Origin of the sequence: Pseudomonas sp. GL-R-19 (assembly GCF_019956375.1) — a bacterium.
In the GTDB taxonomy this organism is placed as follows: Bacteria; Pseudomonadota; Gammaproteobacteria; order Pseudomonadales; family Pseudomonadaceae; genus Aquipseudomonas.
Map to the genome: position 1 here is coordinate 1 of NZ_JAHBDJ010000037.1, position 20011 is coordinate 20011.

General features: G+C 62.4%; 19 protein-coding genes. 13 read left to right on the top strand and 6 right to left on the bottom strand.

Annotation, left to right across the window (positions count from 1 at the left end):
- Nucleotides 1-99: 99 nt before the first annotated feature.
- Nucleotides 100-1278, bottom strand: coding sequence for a trans-sulfuration enzyme family protein (locus tag KGA83_RS19305; RefSeq protein WP_108216055.1), 1179 nt, complete (start codon nucleotides 1276-1278; stop codon nucleotides 100-102).
- Nucleotides 1275-2651, bottom strand: a complete 1377-nt coding sequence (locus KGA83_RS19310) for a pyridoxal-phosphate dependent enzyme (protein WP_108216054.1) — start codon at nucleotides 2649-2651, stop codon at nucleotides 1275-1277. The genes KGA83_RS19305 and KGA83_RS19310 overlap by 4 nt, the downstream gene beginning before the upstream one ends.
- A gap of 274 nt (nucleotides 2652-2925) precedes the next feature.
- Between KGA83_RS19310 and KGA83_RS19315 the strand changes: the two genes are divergently transcribed.
- The 6 genes from KGA83_RS19315 (at nucleotide 2926) to KGA83_RS19340 (ending at nucleotide 8903) form a co-directional block, all read left to right on the top strand.
- Nucleotides 2926-4287 (top strand): flavin-containing monooxygenase, encoded by a 1362-nt coding sequence (locus KGA83_RS19315; RefSeq protein ID WP_223530545.1) that lies wholly within the window; start codon nucleotides 2926-2928, stop codon nucleotides 4285-4287.
- Entirely contained in the window at nucleotides 4287-4697 is a 411-nt protein-coding gene (locus KGA83_RS19320) for a RidA family protein (protein ID WP_003201555.1), read from the top strand. Before KGA83_RS19315 ends, KGA83_RS19320 begins: the two co-directional genes overlap by 1 nt.
- A gap of 10 nt (nucleotides 4698-4707) precedes the next feature.
- Nucleotides 4708-5382 carry a DUF1028 domain-containing protein gene (locus KGA83_RS19325; RefSeq protein WP_115948354.1) on the top strand — a complete coding sequence of 225 codons (675 nt, stop codon included), beginning with the start codon at nucleotides 4708-4710 and terminating at the stop codon, nucleotides 5380-5382.
- The gene (argE, locus tag KGA83_RS19330) at nucleotides 5375-6544 is read left to right on the top strand and encodes an acetylornithine deacetylase (protein WP_108216052.1); all 1170 of its coding nucleotides are present in this window, start codon (nucleotides 5375-5377) and stop codon (nucleotides 6542-6544) included. The genes KGA83_RS19325 and argE overlap by 8 nt, the downstream gene beginning before the upstream one ends.
- 35 nt (nucleotides 6545-6579) lie before the next feature.
- On the top strand, nucleotides 6580-7620 hold the full coding sequence (locus KGA83_RS19335; protein WP_223530546.1) for an ABC transporter substrate-binding protein: 1041 nt from the start codon (nucleotides 6580-6582) through the stop codon (nucleotides 7618-7620).
- A 242-nt stretch (nucleotides 7621-7862) separates the two neighbouring features.
- Nucleotides 7863-8903 carry a GGDEF domain-containing protein gene (locus KGA83_RS19340; protein ID WP_223530547.1) on the top strand — a complete coding sequence of 347 codons (1041 nt, stop codon included), beginning with the start codon at nucleotides 7863-7865 and terminating at the stop codon, nucleotides 8901-8903.
- Between the two features lie 132 nt (nucleotides 8904-9035).
- Here the strand turns inward: KGA83_RS19340 and KGA83_RS19345 are convergent, their stop codons facing one another.
- A complete protein-coding gene (locus tag KGA83_RS19345) occupies nucleotides 9036-9995 on the bottom strand; it encodes an HlyD family secretion protein (protein ID WP_108216049.1) in 960 nt (319 codons plus the stop codon).
- 3 nt (nucleotides 9996-9998) lie between these two features.
- Complete coding sequence (locus KGA83_RS19350) at nucleotides 9999-10370, bottom strand: DUF3302 domain-containing protein (protein ID WP_108216048.1); 372 nt, start codon at nucleotides 10368-10370, stop codon at nucleotides 9999-10001.
- A gap of 151 nt (nucleotides 10371-10521) precedes the next feature.
- On the opposite strand from KGA83_RS19350, the gene KGA83_RS19355 reads away from it, so the two are divergent.
- Nucleotides 10522-11184 carry a hypothetical protein gene (locus KGA83_RS19355; RefSeq protein ID WP_115948351.1) on the top strand — a complete coding sequence of 221 codons (663 nt, stop codon included), beginning with the start codon at nucleotides 10522-10524 and terminating at the stop codon, nucleotides 11182-11184.
- A gap of 77 nt (nucleotides 11185-11261) precedes the next feature.
- On the top strand, nucleotides 11262-12344 hold the full coding sequence (locus KGA83_RS19360; RefSeq protein WP_108216046.1) for a sterol desaturase family protein: 1083 nt from the start codon (nucleotides 11262-11264) through the stop codon (nucleotides 12342-12344).
- Between the two features lie 144 nt (nucleotides 12345-12488).
- Here the strand turns inward: KGA83_RS19360 and mug are convergent, their stop codons facing one another.
- Nucleotides 12489-13010, bottom strand: coding sequence for a G/U mismatch-specific DNA glycosylase (gene mug, locus KGA83_RS19365; protein ID WP_108216045.1), 522 nt, complete (start codon nucleotides 13008-13010; stop codon nucleotides 12489-12491).
- The gene (locus KGA83_RS19370; protein ID WP_108216044.1) at nucleotides 13003-13629 is read right to left on the bottom strand and encodes a TetR/AcrR family transcriptional regulator; all 627 of its coding nucleotides are present in this window, start codon (nucleotides 13627-13629) and stop codon (nucleotides 13003-13005) included. Before KGA83_RS19370 ends, mug begins: the two co-directional genes overlap by 8 nt.
- A gap of 260 nt (nucleotides 13630-13889) precedes the next feature.
- On the opposite strand from KGA83_RS19370, the gene KGA83_RS19375 reads away from it, so the two are divergent.
- From KGA83_RS19375 to KGA83_RS19395, 5 genes are all read left to right on the top strand, one after another.
- On the top strand, nucleotides 13890-15026 hold the full coding sequence (locus tag KGA83_RS19375; protein ID WP_223530548.1) for an HlyD family secretion protein: 1137 nt from the start codon (nucleotides 13890-13892) through the stop codon (nucleotides 15024-15026).
- Nucleotides 15026-16522, top strand: a complete 1497-nt coding sequence (locus tag KGA83_RS19380) for a DHA2 family efflux MFS transporter permease subunit (protein ID WP_223530550.1) — start codon at nucleotides 15026-15028, stop codon at nucleotides 16520-16522. Before KGA83_RS19375 ends, KGA83_RS19380 begins: the two co-directional genes overlap by 1 nt.
- Nucleotides 16523-16541: 19 nt before the next feature.
- The gene (locus KGA83_RS19385; RefSeq protein WP_223530551.1) at nucleotides 16542-18020 is read left to right on the top strand and encodes an efflux transporter outer membrane subunit; all 1479 of its coding nucleotides are present in this window, start codon (nucleotides 16542-16544) and stop codon (nucleotides 18018-18020) included.
- A gap of 23 nt (nucleotides 18021-18043) precedes the next feature.
- Complete coding sequence (locus tag KGA83_RS19390; protein WP_223530553.1) at nucleotides 18044-18994, top strand: aldo/keto reductase; 951 nt, start codon at nucleotides 18044-18046, stop codon at nucleotides 18992-18994.
- A gap of 63 nt (nucleotides 18995-19057) precedes the next feature.
- Nucleotides 19058-19990, top strand: a complete 933-nt coding sequence (locus KGA83_RS19395) for a LysR family transcriptional regulator (protein WP_223530555.1) — start codon at nucleotides 19058-19060, stop codon at nucleotides 19988-19990.
- Nucleotides 19991-20011: the final 21 nt, after the last annotated feature.

The following is a 20011-nucleotide window of genomic DNA, read 5'->3' on the forward strand; positions in this document are numbered from 1 at the left end:
CGATAGCGGAGTGTCAGTCAGCATAGTATCGACTGATCCACCGCTATCGCGAGCAGGCTCGCTCCCACAGGTTTTTCGGTGTCCCACAACTCAGGTGACTTACATCCGCGCCAACGCCTGCGCCAAATCCGCCCGCAAATCCTCCACATCCTCAACCCCCACCGACAACCGCACCAACCCGTCGCCGATCCCCAGCTCTGCGCGGGTATCGGGCGGGATGGTGGCGTGGGTCATGATCGCCGGGTGTTCGATCAGGCTTTCCACGCCGCCCAGGCTCTCGGCCAGGGCGAAGATCTGCACGCTCTCGAGGAAGCGTTTGGTGCCGGCCAGGTCGCTGTTGAGGTCGAGGGCAATCATCCCGCCGAAACCGCGCATTTGCCGTTGGGCCAGTTTGTGCTGCGGGTGCGACGGCAGGCCCGGGTAGTAGACCCGCGAGACTTGCGGTTGGCGCTCCAGCCACTGCGCCAGCTCCAGTGCGTTGCTGCAATGCCGCTCCATGCGCAGGGCCAGGGTTTTCACCCCGCGCAGGGTGAGGAAGGCGTCGAACGGGCCGGCGATGGCGCCGACGGCGTTTTGCAGGAAGCCCAGACGCTCGGCCAGTTCGGCGTTCTGCCCGACCACGGCGATGCCGCCGATCACGTCGGAGTGGCCGTTGAGGTATTTGGTGGTCGAGTGCAGCACGATGTCGAAACCCAGTTCCAGCGGGCGCTGGATCCACGGGCTGGCAAAGGTGTTGTCGGCCACGCAGATGATGCCGCGCGCGCGGCAGGTGCGGGCGATGGCGGCCAGGTCCGTGAGGCGCAGCAGCGGATTGCTCGGGGTCTCGACCATGACCATCCGGGTGTCGTCCTGCAGGGATGCCTCGAACGCCGCCAGGTCGGTCAGGTCAACGAAGCTGAAGCGGTGCCCGGCGCTGCGCTGGCGTACCTTGTCGAACAGGCGGAAGGTGCCGCCGTACAGATCGTTACCCGAGACGATGTGCGAGCCGGCGTCGAGCAGCTCCAGCACCGTGGAAATGCTCGCCAGCCCCGAGGCGAAGGCAAAGGCCCGGGTGCCGCCTTCGAGGTCGGCCACGCAACGCTCCAGCGCCCAGCGCGTCGGGTTGTGCGAACGCCCGTAGTCCAGGCCCTTGTGCACCCCGGGGCTCTGTTGCAGGTAGGTGGAGTTGGCGTAGATCGGCGGCATCAGCGCCCCGGTCGAAGGGTCCGGCGCTTGCCCGGCGTGGATCACCCGGGTGGCGAAGCCCTGTGGCGGGGCGTTTTTGTCCTGTTGACTCATGGCAGGGATCTCCGCAGGTGATTGAGCATGTCGGTTCGGGTAATCAGGCCGTGAAATCCCGAGGCGTCCTGGATGATTGCCACCAGCCCACGGCCCAGCTCTGCCTCCAGTTCCGCCAGAGAGGCGTCGGGGGACAGGGTTTGCAGCTTGTCGGTCATGGCGCTGGATACGGCCTTGCGGAAATGTGCAACGTCTTCGTGCACGCCCAGCAGGATGTCGGACTCGTCGATCACGCCGACCAGTTGCTTGCCGTTCACCAGCACCGGCAGTTGCGAGACATCCGCCAGGCGCATGCGCTGAAACGCCGTCAGTAGCGTGTCATCCGGGCCGACGCTGATCACCCGGCCGTCCTCGAAGCGCCGCGCGATCAGGTCGCGCAGGTTGCCGTAGTGCTTGCGTTGCAACAGGCCCTGATCGTTCATCCACTGGTCGTTGTAGACCTTCGACAAATAACGCGTACCGGTGTCGCAGACGAAGCTGACCACCCGTTTCGGCTGGGTCTGTTCGCGGCAGTAACGCAGGGCGGCGGCCAGCAAGGTGCCGGTCGACGAGCCGCCGAGAATGCCTTCGACGCGTAGCAACTGGCGGGCATGGTCGAAGCTTTCTTCGTCGCTGATCGAATAGGCGTGGCGCACGCTGGACAGGTCGGCAATCGACGGAATGAAGTCTTCGCCGATGCCTTCCACCGCCCAGGAACCGGGGGTGGGGAGGGTGCCATTGCGGCTGTATTCGGCCATCACTGAGCCGACCGGGTCGGCCAGAACCATTTCCAGGTCCGGCTGCACGCGTTTGAAGAATCGGGTCAGGCCGGTGAGGGTGCCGGCCGAGCCGACACCGACGACGATGGCGTCCACATCGTGCTGGGTCTGCGCCCAGATCTCCGGCGCGGTGCTGCATTCGTGAGCCAGCGGGTTGGCCGGGTTGTTGAACTGGTCGGCGAAGAACGCATCGGGAATATCCGCGGCCAGCCGCGCGGCGACGTCCTGGTAATACTCGGGATGACCCTTGCCGACATCGGAGCGGGTGATGTGTACCTCGGCGCCCATGGCCTTGAGGTGCAGGACCTTCTCGGTGGACATCTTGTCCGGTACCACCAGCACCACTCGGTAGCCCTTGGCGCGGCCGACCAGGGCCAGGCCCAGCCCGGTGTTGCCGGCGGTGGCTTCGACGATGGTGCCGCCGGGGCGCAGGCGACCATCGCGTTCGGCGACATCGATCATCGCCAGACCGATGCGGTCCTTGATCGAACCGCCGGGGTTCTGGGATTCGAGTTTGAGAAACAGCGTGCACGGGCCGGTATCGAAACGGCTGACGCGCACCAGCGGGGTATTGCCAATCAGTTCGAGCACGGCAGGACGGGAATTGTCGGGCATGTCATCACTCCTTGCGTAAATCCGCACTGGATGGACAGCAATCCGCGCCGGGTCTTCGCGTCGGTCGCGGGCAATGCATCGCTTGGACCATAGGCCGGGATTGGGTCGGCCGCAACCTTGCACAGCCAACCGGTCGCCTCGACGCTTTTTCCTCGTCAGCGACCACAAAAAACATAATTTCGCTATTTTCCGGCTCCGAACAGAATGCGGCCAACACCCTGACACCGATAGCCGCAGCAGAAGAACAACAGTGATCAGAATCGAGGCGGCAGCCATGACCGACCTGAATCAAACCACCTTTCAGAAGTGCACAGCCATGACAGTTGACAAGACCGAAATTGATACGCTTGTAGTTGGCGCCGGCCAGGCCGGCGTGGCCATGAGTGAACACCTGAGCAAGCTCGGCGTGCCTCACCTCGTGCTGGAGCGCAATCGTATCGCCGAAGCCTGGCGCACCGGCCGCTGGGATTCGCTGGTGGCCAACGGTCCGGCCTGGCACGACCGTTTTCCGGGTCTGGAATTCGACGGTCTGGACCCGGATGCCTTCGCCGGAAAAGAGCAGGTGGCCGAGTACTTCGAAGCCTACGCCCGCAAGTTCAATGCGCCGATCCGCACCGGCGTGGACGTGAAGAAAGTCGAACGCAATACCGACCGTCCTGGTTTCACCGTTGAAACCTCTGATGGCGTAATCGAGGCCCGGCATGTGGTGGTCGCCACCGGCCCGTTCCAGCGTCCGGCCATTCCGCCCATTGCTCCACAAATCGACGGCATCACCCAGATTCACTCCGCCCAATACTTCAACCCGCAGCAACTGGCCGAAGGCGCGGTGCTGGTGGTGGGCGCCGGTTCTTCGGGGGTGCAGATCGCCGATGAACTGCAACGCTGCGGCAAACAGGTCTACCTGTCGGTGGGCGCCCACGACCGTCCGCCGCGTGCCTATCGCAACCGTGATTTCTGCTGGTGGCTGGGGGTGCTCGGCGAGTGGGATGCCGAAGCCATGCAACCGGGCAAGGAACACGTGACCATCGCCGTGAGCGGTGCCCGTGGCGGCCACACCGTGGACTTCCGCCGCCTGGCTCACCAGGGAATGAACCTGGTCGGCCTGACCCAGTCGTTCAACGACGCTGTGGTGAGTTTCGAAGACAACCTCGCCGACAACATCCGGCGTGGCGATGAAAACTACCTGGCGCTGCTCGACAAGGCCGACGCCTACATCGAACGCAACGGCCTCGACCTGCCGCTGGAACCCGAAGCCCGAACCATGCTGGCGGACCCGGATTGCGTGACGAATCCAATCCTGGAGCTGGACCTGCTCCAGGCCGGCGTCACTACGATCATCTGGGCCACCGGTTACTCCACCGATTACAGCTGGCTGAAGGTCGATGCCTTCAAGGAAAACGGCAAACCCCGGCATCAGCGCGGCGTGTCGGCCGAGCCGGGGGTGTATTTCGTCGGGTTGCCGTGGCAGTCCCGTCGTGGCTCCGCCTTCATCTGGGGCGTTTGGCACGACGCCAAGCACATCGCCGATCACATCGTTAAACAGCACACCTATCTCAACTATCGGGATGCGACCCAGCGTCAAGCCGACGCCGCCCGTGCACCTCTTCAGAAAGCCAGCCTCATGGGAGTTCGTTAATGCCTACTCATACCCGCATCCGCATGTTCAACACCAAGGACACCTACCCGAACCAGACGCTGGACAACGATCTGTGCCAGGCCGTGCGCGCCGGCAACACCGTGTATGTGCGTGGTCAGGTCGGCACCGATTTCAACGGTCAACTGGTGGGCCTCGGTGATCCGCGCGCCCAGGCCGAGCAGGCCATGCGCAACGTCAAGCAACTGCTGGAGGAGGCGGGCAGCGACCTGAGCCATATCGTCAAGACCACCACCTACCTGATCGACCCGCGCTACCGCGAACCGGTGTACCAGGAAGTCGGCAAGTGGCTCAAGGGCGTGTTCCCGATTTCCACTGGCCTGGTGGTCAGCGCCCTCGGCCAGCCGCAGTGGCTGATGGAAATCGATGTGATCGCTGTCATCCCTGAATAAGGAATTGGCCATGACTTTTTCCATCGTGGGTCGCTGCGCCGAGACCGGCCAGCTGGGCATTGCCATCAGTTCTTCGAGCATTGCCGTTGGCGCGCGCTGCCCCTGGCTGCGGGCCGGTGTCGGCGCGGTGTCGAGCCAGAACATCACGCTGCCGGCCCTCGGCCCGCAGATCCTCGATGAACTGGCGGGCGGCTCGGCACCGCCCCAGGCGCTAGACCACTCATTGACCCGCAATGGCTACAGCCAATACCGCCAGGTGGCGGTGGTCGATGCCCACGGGCGCACGGCGGTGTTCAGCGGCAACCATGCACTGGGCATCAACAACGCTGTGGCCGGTGAGCAATGTGTGGCGGCCGGCAACCTGCTGGCCAACAGTGGGGTGATCGAGGCGATGGTCGCGGCGTTCGAAAACAGCGAAGGCTGCCTCGCCACCCGGCTGATGAAGGCCTTGCAGGCCGGGCAGGATGCCGGTGGCGAAGCCGGCGCGGTGCACTCGGCGGCGTTGTCGGTGGTCGGTGACCTGACCTGGCCGATTGTCGACCTGCGGGTGGATTGGGCCGATGAAAACCCGATCGGCGAGCTGGGCAAACTGTGGACGGCCTACGAGCCGCAATTGCAGGACTACCTGACCCGCGCCCTCAATCCGACCCTGGCCCCCGCGTATGGAGTGCCCGGCGATGAGTGAGTTGCGCAGCCGTGCCATGCTCGCGCGATTGATCGGGTTTGCCACGGTCAGCCGCGATTCGAACCTTGCGCTGATCGAGTTCGTGCGCGACTACCTGCACGAACTGGGCGTGGATTGCGAACTGATCTACAACGCCGAGCGGACCAAGGCCAATCTGCTGGCCACGGTCGGCCCGCGTGTGGCCGGCGGCATCGTGCTGTCCGGTCACACCGACGTGGTGCCGGTGGACGGCCAGGCCTGGACGGTCGAGCCGTTCTGCCTGAGCGAAGCGGACGGCAAGCTTTACGGCCGCGGCACGGCTGACATGAAAGGCTATCTGGCTTCGGTGCTGGCCGCCTTGCCGATGTTTCTCGCCAGCCCTTTGAAGTGCCCGGTGCACCTGGCGTTTTCCTATGACGAAGAGGTCGGTTGCCTCGGCGTGCGCGGGTTGCTGGAAGTGTTGCCCCAACGCATCCCGGCACCGGCGTTGTGTCTGATCGGCGAGCCGACCGAGCTCAAGCCGGTGCTCGGCCACAAGGGCAAACTGGCGATGCGCTGTCATGTGCGCGGCGCCGCCTGTCATTCGGCCTACGCACCGTATGGGGTCAATGCCATCGAGCAGGCCGCGCGCCTGATCGGTCGGCTGGGCGACATCGGCGCCACTCTGGCCCGGCCGCCATTGCACGACAAACGCTTCGATCCGGCGTTCACGACTGTGCAGGTCGGAGTGATCCAGGGCGGTACGGCGCTGAACATCGTGCCAGCGGACTGCCGTTTCGATTTCGAGATCCGCGCCTTGCCGGACTTCGCCCCGCAAGTGGTCGTCGATGAGCTGCAAGACTACGCCGAGCAGACGTTGCTGCCGGCCATGCAGGCCGTGGACACCGATACCGGCATCCGCTTTGAAAAAATCTCGGCCTATCCGGGCCTTGCGACACCCACCGACAGCGCGGCGGCCCGGCTGATTGCCCGGCTATGCGGCAATGACGAGTTCAGCACCGTGGCCTTTGGCACCGAAGGCGGGCTGTTCGATCAGGCCGGCATTCCTTCGGTGGTCTGCGGTCCCGGCAGCATGGACCAGGGACACAAGCCCGATGAATTTGTCAGCGTCGAACAGATGGCAGCCTGCGACCGCCTGATGGATCGCCTGGCGGCGTACTTGAGTGAATCCGAACACCCATGACAACAAAGGGTCGACAAGGCCCGAGGAAGCGATCCATGTCCAGATCCTTGCGTTGCAGTGTTCCGTTTACCCTGGCGGTGTTGAGTGCCAGTGTGTCGGCGGCCCCCCAGGACCTCACCGTGATCTCCTTCGGTGGTGCTACCAAACAGGCTCAGGATAAAGCCTATTTCCAGCCCTTTAATGCCAGCGGCGCGGGCAACATCATCGCCGGTGAGTACAACGGCGAGCTGTCGAAGATCAAGGCCATGGTCTCCGCCGGCCACACTAGTTGGGATGTGGTGGAAGTCGAAAGCCCCGAGCTGTTGCGCGGCTGCGAGGAGGGCCTGTTCGAGAAGCTCGATGCGGGACGCTTCGGTGATTCGGCGAACTTCGTGCCCGGTGCACTGACCGAATGCGGGGTGGCCACATACGTCTGGTCGATGGTCATGGCCTACGACCAGAGCAAGCAGGCCAAGGCGCCGCAATCCTGGGCGGACTTCTGGAATGTCGCCGACTTCCCGGGCAAGCGCGGCCTGCGCAAGAGCGCCAAGTACACCCTGGAAATCGCCTTGCTGGCCGACGGCGTCAAGGCGGACGACGTGTACAAGGTCTTGAACACCCCGCAAGGCGTGACGCGGGCCTTTGCCAAACTCGACCAGATCAAGCCGAACATCCAGTGGTGGGAGGCGGGCGCCCAACCGGCGCAATGGCTGGTGGCCGGCGACGTGGTGATGAGCGCCGCCTACAACGGGCGGATTGCCTCGGCGCAAAAGGAAGGCATGAAACTGAGCATCGTCTGGCCGCAGAGCCTGTACGACCCGGAATACTGGGCGGTGGTCAAAGGCACGCCGAACAAGGCGCTGGCGGAAAACTTCATCGCGTTTGCCAGCCAGCCGCAGACGCAAAAAGTCTTCTCGGAAACCATCCCCTACGGGCCGGTGCATCGCCAGACCCTGCCATTGCTGCCCGAGGACGTGCAGGAGCAATTGCCGACCGCCGCGGCCAACCTGGCCGGCGCGCGGGCCGTGGACGCGGAGTTCTGGGTCGACCATGGCGAAGAGCTTGAACAGCGCTTCAATGCCTGGGCTGCGCGCTGATACAGGCACCGCATAACCTCTGTAGGAGCGAGCCTGCTCGCGATGAGGCCATCAGCTTCAACATCTTAGTTGACTGATCCACCGCCATCGCGAGCAGGCTCGCTCCTACAGAAAAGCTGGGTGCAATACCTCGGGCGTACCGGGTTGAAATGATTGTGTAATTCGGGATGGTCGTTTGTCGGGCGTATGGTTATGCTCGGCGAGTTTGCCAATCGCCAAATAAAAACAACCACAGTGAAACCATGAGCCAATCCGACACGCGTGCGACTGTTCTAGCGCTGTATCCAGAAGACTCCCGCGAGGCGGCGGCGTTGCTCAAGCAGGCAGTGCCGCTGATGGTTCGTCACAACATTGCGCCCAACCCGGTGCACTACGCGCTCTGGTACACCTACAGCAAAGGCCAGGAGCCGGAACTCAATCGGCACCTGGACCGGGTGGTCAACGACTTCGACTATTTCCCGCCGGAGTCGGCCGCCAAACTGTTTCGCGAGTACATCATCCGCGATGAACTGGCGGACGCCCGTTCCGGGCAACAGGAAGCGATCAACCTGGTCGACGATATGGAGCGCGATGTTTCGCGCAGCGTGAAGGGCAATCGGAATTTCCAGGCCAACCTCGACCAATACCTGCAAATGCTTGAAGAGCCCGCCAGCGAGCACTTGCCGAGCATCCTGATCCAGCTGCAGCAAAGCACCCAACTGATGCAGAGTCAGCAGGAACACTTCCTCTCCCGGTTGCAATCGGCGCAACACGAGATCAAAAGCCTGCGGGACAAACTGGAGCGCGCCCAACTGGCCGCGACCCTCGATGGCCTGACCGAATTGCTCAACCGCACCACCTTCAACCGCAAGCTCGAGCAGGCGATGAACAACGCAGTGACCGGTGTGGCACTGGTGATGCTGGACATCGACCACTTTAAACACTTCAACGACCAGTACGGCCATCCCTTGGGCGACCGCGTGCTTCAGCATGTCGCCCGGGTGTTGCGAGACTCGCTGCCGGCCGAGGCCATTGCCGCGCGTTACGGTGGTGAAGAGTTCTGTGTCGTGCTCAAGAATTGCCCGGATCTGGCCGCCGCCGGTGCCTTTGCCGAGCGCCTGCGCCTGAAAATCCAGGCGCTGCGGGTCAAGGCCCGGGGCACCGACACGGTGCTGGACACCATCACCGCGTCGTTCGGCGTGGCTCATGTTCAACCCGGTGACACGCCGGAAACCCTGCTGACCCGTGCCGACGATGCGCTGTACCAGGCCAAGCGCAACGGGCGTAATCAGGTACGTCAGTAGCCTGACGTAGCGGTGGGTGCGACTTGGCCGAGAGTGAATGCACCTTGCGCATCTGACAACGTTCCCAGGCCGGTTCGCTGAACCGGCAACTGACCCCATTCAAGGATTGAGTCAGTTGCCGTCGCTACCCGATCAGTGGAACGGGAAGATGTAGTTCATCCAGGCGGCCATGCGCAGAAGGATCTTGCGCATCATCGCGATGTGATGGAAATGCTGGCTGTACAACGCCGCCTGGCCATAGGCCCCGCCGGGCATCTGGTCGGCGTACTGGGCATAGTCGGGATCGGTGATTTCAATGACCACCGGGACCCGGCCGGCCGGTGGTGAACCGGTGAAGCCGAGCAGCGTGCCCGAAGGTTGGACCTGGCCTTCGGCGATGACCGAAATCACGGTTTTGACCTTGCCTTCGAAAACCTTCCCGGGAATGCCATCAAAGGCGACTTCGGCCTCGTCGCCCTCGCTCAGGCGCAACAGGCTGTTCTGGCGCATCCACGCCGCGAAGTAATGCCCTTCGGCGGGAATGAAGACCATCGAGGGGCGCAGCGGCAACTTGGTCGCCATCATGCCCGGACGCAACGAAACATGGGTGACGAAGCCTTTGCTCGGTGCGCGGACGGTGGTGTTGTCGAGTTCGTACTGCACGTTGTCCAGTTGTGCCTTCAGGTCATCACTGCGCGCGACCACAATGTCCAGTTCCCGTTGGGTGCCGAAATTACGCTTGATCAGCTCGGTGATCCGGGCGCGATCGGCCTGGGCGGCAATCAGTTGTGCCTTGAGGGATTTCATCCGGTATTCGAACGGCGTTGGATCGATGCGAAACAGCACATCGCCTTTTTCCAGGGGCTGGTTGGCCTGCACCGGCACGTCGATCACCTGGCCACTGACCACGGGTATCACCGGAACCGATACGAAATAGGAACGCGCCACCTCGGAATAGGGGTGGTTGTAGTTCATCGTGAAAATCAGTGCGCCGATGATCACGATCCCGCCCAGTACGGCTGTGGGCACCGTCCATTTGTTCAGGGGAATGCGGAAGATCTTGAAGATGGCAACGCAGAGTGCGGCATACGTCAGAATGAGTAAAAGATCCATGGCTCAGATGCCCTCGCCGAGATTGTCCGTTGGCAGCCTGCCCGGTGCAGTGCCGGTTACCGCCTCGAGGCGTTCGATCCGCGCTTGCAGTTCGGCGACTTGTTGTTCGAGGTGAACCACATGGCTTTTTGCTGAATGTCCGTCACTGAAACCCCAACCCCGGTCCTCTCGATAGGCCATCGCCCAGATCCACAGGAACGGCCACAGCGCATGCAGGGTGAACAGGCTGACCCAGCCGGTGGCATGGATCGCATCCTGGTGAGGGTGGTTGCGGTGGACGGCAATTTCATAGGGGATGTCGTGGAGCAGGATGACCCCGTAGAACAAGATGAGCCCGACAAAGATCAGCAGGCCCAGCGCGAAGTAATCAAGCATGAATCACTCCTCTTGAAACAGGTGACGTGTGCGCAAGAGTGTAGCCGTTCAATCTACACTTGACGGGAACGCGGATGCCCAGCTTGAGCAACCGGCGGCTGGCCGAAGCGTTGACCGATATCGTGCAGGCACCCCCGGGCGAGGTGAAATCATGCAAACCACTGGTCAATTCGAAAGGGCGCCGGTACTTGACCCTGTCGAGCGCATTACCGAGGTGATCTTCGGCCTGCTGATGGCCATGACGTTCACCGGTACCATCAGCGTGTCTACGGCAGATCAGGCAGCCGAACGCACGATGATGATTGCCGCACTCGGTTGCAATCTCGCCTGGGGACTGGCCGATGCGGTCATGTACCTGTTGCGCGCACTGGTCGAGCGCACGCGCAGGATCAAGCTGTACCTCGCGCTGCGCAATGGCACGGACGCCGCGGTCGGCCAGGCGCTCGTTGCGCAAGTGTTGCCGGTGCAATTCGCGGCGGTGGCCGGCAGCGAGGGCCTGGAGTTGTTGCGCCGTCGGCTGCTCGAGCAGCCCCCCTTGCCGACCAGGGCGGGCCTGGACTGGAACGACTTCAAGGGTGCGCTCGGTGTTTTCCTGTTGGTCGTGTGCTCGACATTTCCGCTGGTGGTGCCGTTCATACTGCTCGATCAGACGGCACTCGCCATCCGCCTGTCCAACCTGGTGGGCCTCGTGGTGCTGTTCATCGCCGGCTGGATGCTCGCCAGATACGCTGGCGCCACGCAATGGCAGGGTGGGGTGATCTTGGCCGCCACGGGGGGCGTGCTGATCCTGGCAATCATTGCGCTCGGTGGCTGACAGCTGGTCATAATTCAACACACTGAAGACTCATTCTCATTTACTATTGCCCTTCCATTTACGTCGGGCAGCCTGGTATGGATGTTCTTGCCGCAATCCATCTTTATTTATCCCAGTGGGTGATCGAGCCGGTCACCCGGCAGTTCCTGGGCATTTTCGACTTCAACGGCAGACTCGGTCTATCCTTTCTCTGCATGTCTTACGGCGTCGCTTATTGCCTGTTCCGCCGGCGCAAATCCCGGGGCTTGACCGACGCGCGCTCGTTCGGCCAGTTCATCGGCGGCCGCCGGGTTTACCTGCACCGCTCGGCGCTGCTCGACTACCGCTATTACTTCGTACTCGCCATCCTCAAGGTTGCCCTGGTGTTGCCCATCGTCGGCCTGGTCGATCCGTATGTCTTGCGTTCAGCGGACTACATCGCGTTCTTCAGCCACCTGTGGGGCGCGCGCACGCAAGTGGAGGAACACCTGGCACTGACCCTGCTTTATGGGCTGGGCGTATTCCTGGTCAAGGATTTCAGCCATTACTGGGGCCATCGCGCTTTTCATTCGCGGTATCTGTGGGCCTTCCACAAAGTCCATCATTCGGCGCCCGTGCTGGTGCCGGCGACGGCCAGCCGCGTGCACTTTCTGGAAGAAGTCGTCGAAAAGCTCACGGACATCATCTGCGTCGGCGCCTTTGCCGGTGTCTTCTGGTACGCCTGCGGCGGGGAGATCAGCCGCTATACGCTGTTTGGCGTGACCTACATGGTGTTCATCTTCAATAGCCTGGCGGCCAACCTGCGCCACAGCCATGTCTGGTTTTCCTTCGGGCCGCTGCTTGAGCGGGTGCTGAGCAGCCCGGCGCAACACCAGATTCATCACAGCGATGCGCCGCGACACTTCAACAAGAACTTCGGCATCAATTTGTCATTGTGGGACTGGATGTTCGGCACGCTGTACGTCACCCGGTCCACACCCGAGGCCATTCAATACGGCACCGGGGAACAGGATCACGAGCGTTACCTGACGCTGCACGGTTTGATCGTCACGCCGTTTGTGGACATCACGCGCAAACTCCTCTCTGGGAAACGCGCGAAAGCACGGCCTGAAAGCGGATCTGATCCGTATTTTTCAGCGCAATCTGCCTCTGTAACGGATACAGCCACCAGCCCACAATAAATCTCCGGTACGGCAGCGCACGACGCCCCTGTACCGCCAATTCATAGTGTGGGAGGCCCCATGGCCAAGATGTCGATTTTTCTCGGCGGTTTTCTGCTGTTGACCATCCTGATCGGTATGCTTGCGACGATTCCGCCGACGTGATTACACCCGCTGTCGGTCGTCGACGGCCAGGCGCAGTTCGCGGTAGGCCGTGACCAGTTGCTCGAGACTGAACCCACGATTTCTGCCGCTGGGGTTGGGCAGGACCCAGACTGAGGCATTGCCGAAGGTTTTGGTTTGCAGGCCCCAGGCAATGTCGCGCTGATTGGACAACGCGGCATACGCCGCCTTGCCCAGAAACGCCACGAAACGCGGCGCATGGCGTGCGATTTTCTGTTCGAAGGCCGCTGCCGCGGCGGTGAACTCGTACAGGGACAACTGATCCGCGCTGGCCGTCGGCCGTTCCACCACCGCGGTCAATCCGCATCGATAGCTCAAGATCGTCCGATCGTCTTCCGGTCGCACAAGCTCTGGGGTAAACCCGGCGAGGTGCAGCGTGCGCCAGAAACGATTGCCGCGCCCGGCAAAATGATGCCCCTGGGCGGCGGCCGTCATGCCGGGGTTGATGCCGCAGAAGATCACGGCCAACCGTCCGGCGAGGATATCTTCGAGCTTTTCACTCACCGCAGATCACTCTGATCGCCTGGCGTGCCAGCGCCGTCAGTTCGGCTCGGGATTTACCGGCCCGGGCACGGATCGAAATGCTGTGCAGCAGAGACGAGGCGAGCACGGCCAGGGCCGCCGGGTCTGCATCGCCTTTCAACTCGCCAGCATTTTTCGCCGCTTGCAGGCGAACTTCCAGATCGGCATCCAGCCGGCTCAACCGGTCGGACAGCACCTCGCGAATTTCCGGGTCTTCGACGGCTTCGGTGGTTGCCGTGCCGATGGCGAAGCAACCGCGGGGCTGGCCGTCGCCCGAGAAGTAAATCGATAACTGCCCCTCGTAGAAACGCTGCAAGGCCTCGGCCAACGGCAGCTCCAGGTCCGCCAGCGCCTCGTGCATGGACGCCGCGGCAAACTCCCAATATTGCTCCAGCGCTTTGATATAGAGCGCGTGCTTGTCGCCGAATGCCGCATAGAGGCTGGGGCGATTCATGCCGGCGGCGGTGGCGATGCTATCGAGCGACGCGCCGGAATAGCCGGTGTTCCAGAACACACCGAGTGCCTGTTGCAATGCTGTCTGCGGGTCGTAGGCGCGAGGGCGGCCGCGGACTTTACCCTCTGTCGATTTATTTTGTGCCATGTCGTACAAAATCCTTGTAGGAGGGTGGGTCGAGGGATATTCTTACACCGTCGCACAAAATTAAGGAATCAGAAATTCCTTGTTCCAGGGTTTGTTGTAGCCGAGCGCGAACTGAGTGTTGCGGCGACGAAACCGACGCGCCGGGAGTGATCCTCCCGGCCGCGCACGGGCTTGCTTCCTTACGACATTTATTGACCTGCGGGCCGCTGGCGATGCTTGCCGACGTCGGCCCGATTACCCGGCTAAAGGCGCACTCGATCATGACCAAAGCGTTCGATCTCCCGGCTTCGCAGACCTTCGAGCACCCAGGCCCAAACCCGGCTGACTCGCGTATCAACAAACCACTGAAACAGCGGTTGCGCCCCTGGCTGATGGTGGGTGTTCCCATCCTCTTCGCAGCGTTGGGCTATGCCCACTACGTGTCGGGGCAGGCTTTTGTCTCGACCGACAACGCTTACGCCCGAGTGGCGAAGGCATCGATCAATGCGCGGATCTCCGGGCAAGTGGTAGAGATTGCCGTCGAAGACAATCAGCAGGTCCACAAGGGCCAGGTGCTGTTCCGGATCGACCCGAAACCGTTCCAGATCGCCGTCGACCGCGCGCAAGCACAACTGGGCGTGGCGCGCCTGCGTATCGATGGGCTCAAGGCCAGCTATCGCCAGCAACAGGCGGAACTGCAATCGGCGAAAGCGTCGGCTGACTTCGACCAAAAGGATTTTGCCCGCAAGAAAGCCCTGGTCGCCTCCGAGTTCGTGTCGAAATCAATTTACGAACGGGCCGACACCGACGTGAAGGTGGCGCGGCAACGGATCGCGTCCATCGAACAACAGATCGCCAGTACCGTGGTCGCCTTGAACGGCAATCCGGACATCGATGCCGATAGTCACCCGACTGTTCGCGAGGCCAGGGCGCAGCTCGACGAGGCGCAGTTGTACCTCTCGTACACCACGGTGTATGCGCCGCAGGATGGCATCGTGGCCAAGGTCGACGACCTGCAGGTGGGCAACTACGTGAATAACGGCGCGCCGGCCTTTGCCTTGCTGTCCGGTCACGAGATCTGGATCGAGGCCAACTTCCGCGAGACCGATGTGACCCACATGCGCCCGGGCCAGGAAGCCACCATCCGCATCGATACCTACCCGGATCGGGTGTTCAAGGCCCACGTCACCAGCATGAGCCCGGGGGCCGGCTCGGATTTCGCGCTGCTGCCGCCGGAAAATGCGACCGGCAACTGGGTCAAGGTCACGCAGCGGGTGCCGGTACGGCTTGAGCTCGACGAAATGGACCCGGCGCTGCCGCTGTTCTCCGGGACCAGCGCCACGGTGCGGATCGACACCCGCTTTCGCAGCCCCTGGTGGCATCCGCTCAAGGCGTTATTGACCGCAGGTAACTACTGATGAACGCCCAATCGGTGGTAAGCCCCGGTGGGGAGGGCGCGCGCTCGCTCAGGTTCGCCGCCTTGCTGGCGACCTACATGCAGTCGGCGAACCTGCCGCTGCCGAACGCGGCACTCAGGTTGATTCAGGGCAGCCTGTCGATGAGCGACGATCAGGCTGGGTGGATATTCACCTCGTACCTGGCCGCGAGTGCGATCAGCATGCCGCTCGCGCAGTGGCTGGCCGGGCGCTTTGGCTTGAAGCTCGTGTATCAGGCGGCACTGGCCGTGTTTGTCCTTGGCTTGTTGCTCGCCACGGTGGCGACGACGCCGCTGGAGTTCGTGGGGGCGCGCATCATTCAAGGCATCGCCAGTGGCGTGCTGGCGCCGCTGTCGATGGCGATTGCCGTGGAAACCTTGCCGCTGGACAAGCGGGCTACGTTTGGCGCGAGGTGGACGGCCATTGTGCTGTTCGGCATCGTCAGCGGCCCGAGCATTGGCGGCTGGATCGCCGAACATTTTGGCTGGCGGCCGATGTTCTACCTCAGCGTGCCACTGTCGGCGTTTATCTTCCTGGTGGCGGCGCTGTTGCTGACCGAGAAGAAGGCCGAGAAACCTCCGGCGTTCGATTTCTTCGGTTTTGGCACCTTCACCCTCGGCCTGATCAGCCTGCAAATGCTGCTCGACCGGGGGGAGCGCCTGGACTGGTTCGCTTCGCCCGAGATCTGGCTCGAAGCCGTGGCGGCTGCGTTGGGGGCCTACCTGTTCGTGGTGCATGTGCTGACCTCAAAGGTGCATTTCCTCAACAAGCGCCTGCTCAAGGACTGCAACTTCGTGTTGTCGACGGTGATCTTTTTCGTCCTCGGTTTCGTGCTGTTGTCGACCATGGCCCTGACGTCGCCGATGCTGGATGAGATTCTCGGCTATCCGCCGGACACCACCGGCGCCTTGACGATTCCCCGTGGCATTGGCCTGGTTGGCGCTTTTCTGTTGATGGGGCGACTGCCCGAGCGCTTCGACCGGCGCCTCTTCGTGGCCGCCGGTATCGCCATCGTGGTTTATGCCAACTGGCTGATGCTCGGTTATTCGCCGCTGATGGACGAGTGGCCCGTGGCGGTCGCCGGTGCGCTCCAGGGCGCGGGCCTGGGCATCCTGATGCCGGCGGTGAGCAAGGTCGCATTCAGTACGCTCGACCCCGCGCTGCGCCCCGAAGGCACCGGCCTGTTCAACCTGGCCCGGGTCTACGGCAGCACGCTGGGCGTGGCGATCGTGCAACTGTTCTTCTTCAACAACACCCAGGCGATGCACATGGCGTTGGCCAGCCACCTGACGCCGTACCGCGCCGCTGCGCATTCGCTGGCCTCGGCGCCGTTGCAGGTGCTGGGCGGGCTCAACGAAATGATCACCGGCCAGGCCGCGTTCATCGCCGTGATCGACCAGTTCAAGATCCTGATGGTGGTGATGCTGGTGGTGAGCCCGCTGGTGTTGTTCCTTCGCAAGCCCGTTGCGGCCAATTAGTGTTCGTGGAGTGTGCCAAATGAATTCTTATGCGCGGGTCATCAACCTCTACTGGATGCAAACGAAGATCGTGGCGTTGTCGCTGCTGGTATTGCTGACGGCCTGCACCGTTGGCCCCGACTACCAAACACCGGCGGCGAGTATGTCGCAGCACTATGACCCACAGGCCGAGCAGCGTCTGGCCCAGGGTAGCAACCCTCGCATCAACCTCGGCAAGAAGGTCAGTGGCGACTGGTGGACTGCCTTTCGCTCGCAGAAGCTCGACCACGTGGTTCGTCGTGCCATCGACGGCAACCTGGATCTGGTGGCCGCCGATGCCACGATCCGGCAAGCCGCGTCTTCTGTGGCGGCGGCGCAGGGTGCGCTGTATCCGCAGGTCGACTTCGCTGCCGTGGCCGGCCGTCAACGGCTGCACAACACCAGGGAACCCTCAATTGCCAATTTCTATGCGATTGGGCCGCGGGTGGGGTTCGACCTTGATGTATTTGGTGGCAACAAGCGCTTGGTCGAACAGCAGCAGGCGTTGGCCGACCTGCAAAAACACCGCTACGAAGCGGCGTACCTCACCCTGACCGGCAACGTCGCCAGCCAGGCGTTGCTGGTGGCCTCCGCCAGCGCGCAGATACAGGCCGTGGAAAAGCTGCTGGCCAATGACGTGAGGAACCTTGAGCTGGTGCGCATGGCCCACCTCAACGGCAGCACCACGCAGATCGATGTGTCGCTGGCCGAGACCCGTCTCGCCCAGGACCGCACGCTGTTGCCGCCCCTCGCTCAGCAGCGCGATGCCGCACGCCACGCACTGTCGATCCTGACGGGGAAGGGACCGGCGGACTGGATTGCTCCCGACTTCGACTTGAGCGAGTTTGCCTTGCCGTCGAACATGCCGGTGAGCCTGCCTTCGGAAATGGCCCACGACCGGCCGGATGTGCTGCAAGCCGAGGCTCAGCTGCACATGGCCAGCGCAGCGGTGGGCGTGGCGACGGCGAACCTCTATCCCCATGTCACGCTGTCAGCGTCCCTGGCACAGGCGGCTTCCGGCAATGGCGGCGCGGCACTCTGGGGTTTCGCTGCCGGGTTGGCCGGGCCGCTTTTCGATGGCGGCACGCTGAAGGCGCAACAACAAGCTGCCGTCGACGGCTACAAGGCGACACTCGCCGGTTACCAGCAAACGGTCATCACCTCGTTCGGGCAGGTCGCCGACACCTTGCAGGCGATCAACCATGACGCCGAGGAACACCAGGCCCAGACCGACGCATTGCGCGCGGCCGAAACCAGTTTGCAGTTGAACCAGCAAGCCTTCGCGCAAGGCGAGAACAGCATTCTCCAGGTCCTGGAAGCGGAGCGTGCCTACGAGCAGGCACTGCTGGGACAGATCCGCGTGAAAACCGCGCAGTACCTTGACACCGTGCAGCTGTTCATTGCGCTGGGCGGCAACTCCGTCGGTGCCTTCGAGCAACGCGTGGCGTCGGGCGACGGGCAGAAACCTTCGTATCAATAATGGCTGCGGCCTGGAGTAATGACATGACTTATGAAGCCTTTCACGACGGACTGCGCGATACCGGATTCCTGCTCAACCATGGGGCGGTCGAGATGCCGGCGGTTGGGTTCGGTACGTTGTTCCGCGATCTCGCCACAACGACTGAAGCGGTGAAGGAGGCGCTGGCCGCCGGTTTCCGCCATTTCGATTGCGCCGAGCGTTATCGCAACGAAGCGCAGGTTGGCGTTGCATTGAAGGCAGTGCAGGCGGAGGGCAAGATCCGTCGCGAAGACCTGTTCATCACCACCAAACTGTGGAACACCAACCATCGTCCCGAGCGCGTCGAACCCGCGTTCGAAGCCAGTTGCCAACGCCTGCAAGTGGACTACATCGACTGCTACCTGATCCACACGCCGTTTGCCTTTCAACCCGGCGACAACCAGGACCCGAGGGACGAGCAGGGCAATGTCATCTACGACAGCGGCGTGACGCTGATCGAGACGTGGCGGGCGCTTGAGCGGCTGGTGGATGAGGGGCGGGCGAGGTCCATCGGGGTGTCCGATATCACGCTGGAGGCGCTGAAGGTGCTGGTTGCCGACGCCCGGATAAAACCCGCCGTGGTGCAGGTCGAGTCCCACCCTTACTTGCCGGAGTGGGAGTTGCTGGAGTTCTGCAAAGAGCACGGGATTATCCTGCTGGCGTTTGCGCCATTGGGGCATGGCATGGAACCGAATGTGCTGCAGGACCCGGTGCTTGTCGGCATCGCCCGGCGCGTGCAGAAAACCCCGGCCCAAGTGGCGCTGGCCTGGTCGGTACAACGTGGGGTAGCGTTCCTGACCACCTCGGCAACGCCGAGCCATATCCGGGAAAACATCGATATCTCGACCTTGCCGCTCAGGGCCATGATTGAGATTCAACAAGACATCACAACCCGTATACGCTTCAACTCGGTGGTTGAAACCGGTGTGCCTGGATTCATTGCGCGCAAAAAGTAATGCCTGACGTCAGGGCGGCTCGTCACGGGGCCGTCCTGTTTGCCTATCCCTTGAGGTGAAACGATGGACGTTTTCCAGACCCTGCGCTGTTTCACGGCGGTCGCCCAAAGCGGCAGCTTCACGGCAGCGGCCGCGATGCTGGACACCACCACGACCAACGTTTCAAAAGCCGTTTCCAGCCTGGAGGCCCGGCTGCAAACGCGGCTGATCAACCGCACCACCCGGCGCCTGGCACTGACTGAGGCCGGCGTGCGCTATTTGCAGCGCTGCGAGCGGATTCTGCAGGACATACGCGAGGCCGATGAAGAGGCGGGCACGGCTCAGGTCATGCCCGCCGGCCGGCTGAAAATCCATGCCATGTCGGCCATCGGCAACCATTACGTGATCGGTGCCATCGCCCGCTACCGGGAAACCTATCCTTCGGTTCTGTTTGACCTGACCGTGACCAATCGGCTGCCGGATTTGCTCGAGGAAGGCTATGACATGTCGATCGTGCTGGCGCGGGACCTGCCCGATTCCGGATTCGTCGCCCAGCGGCTGGGTATCACCTACAGCATCCTTTGCGCCTCGCCGGCGTACCTGAGCAAACGCGGGGCTCCCGAATCGCCGGGTGAGCTTGGCGGCCATGATTGCCTGCGAATCGTCAACACGGTCATGCCGGCGCAGAACTGGGTATTTGAAGGCTCGCAGGGGATAGAAACGTTCAGCACACCGGTGTCGCCCTTTCACGTCAACACGGCTGACGCCATGACATTCGCGATCAAGAACGGGATGGGAATTGGCATTCAACCGATTGCTTCGGCCGTCGAAGGCCTGCGAGCGGGGACGTTGGTGCGGGTATTGCCGGGGTATCGGCTTGAGGAACTGAACCTGTTTGCGATCTACCCGTCACGCAAGTTCGTGGATGCAAAAATAAAAACCTGGGTGGAATTTCTGAAGCATTCCATTCCGGGTTTGCTCGCCTCTGATGAAAAAATTGTCGGTGCATCTGTGTAGCGATGTGGCTGGCGCTGTACG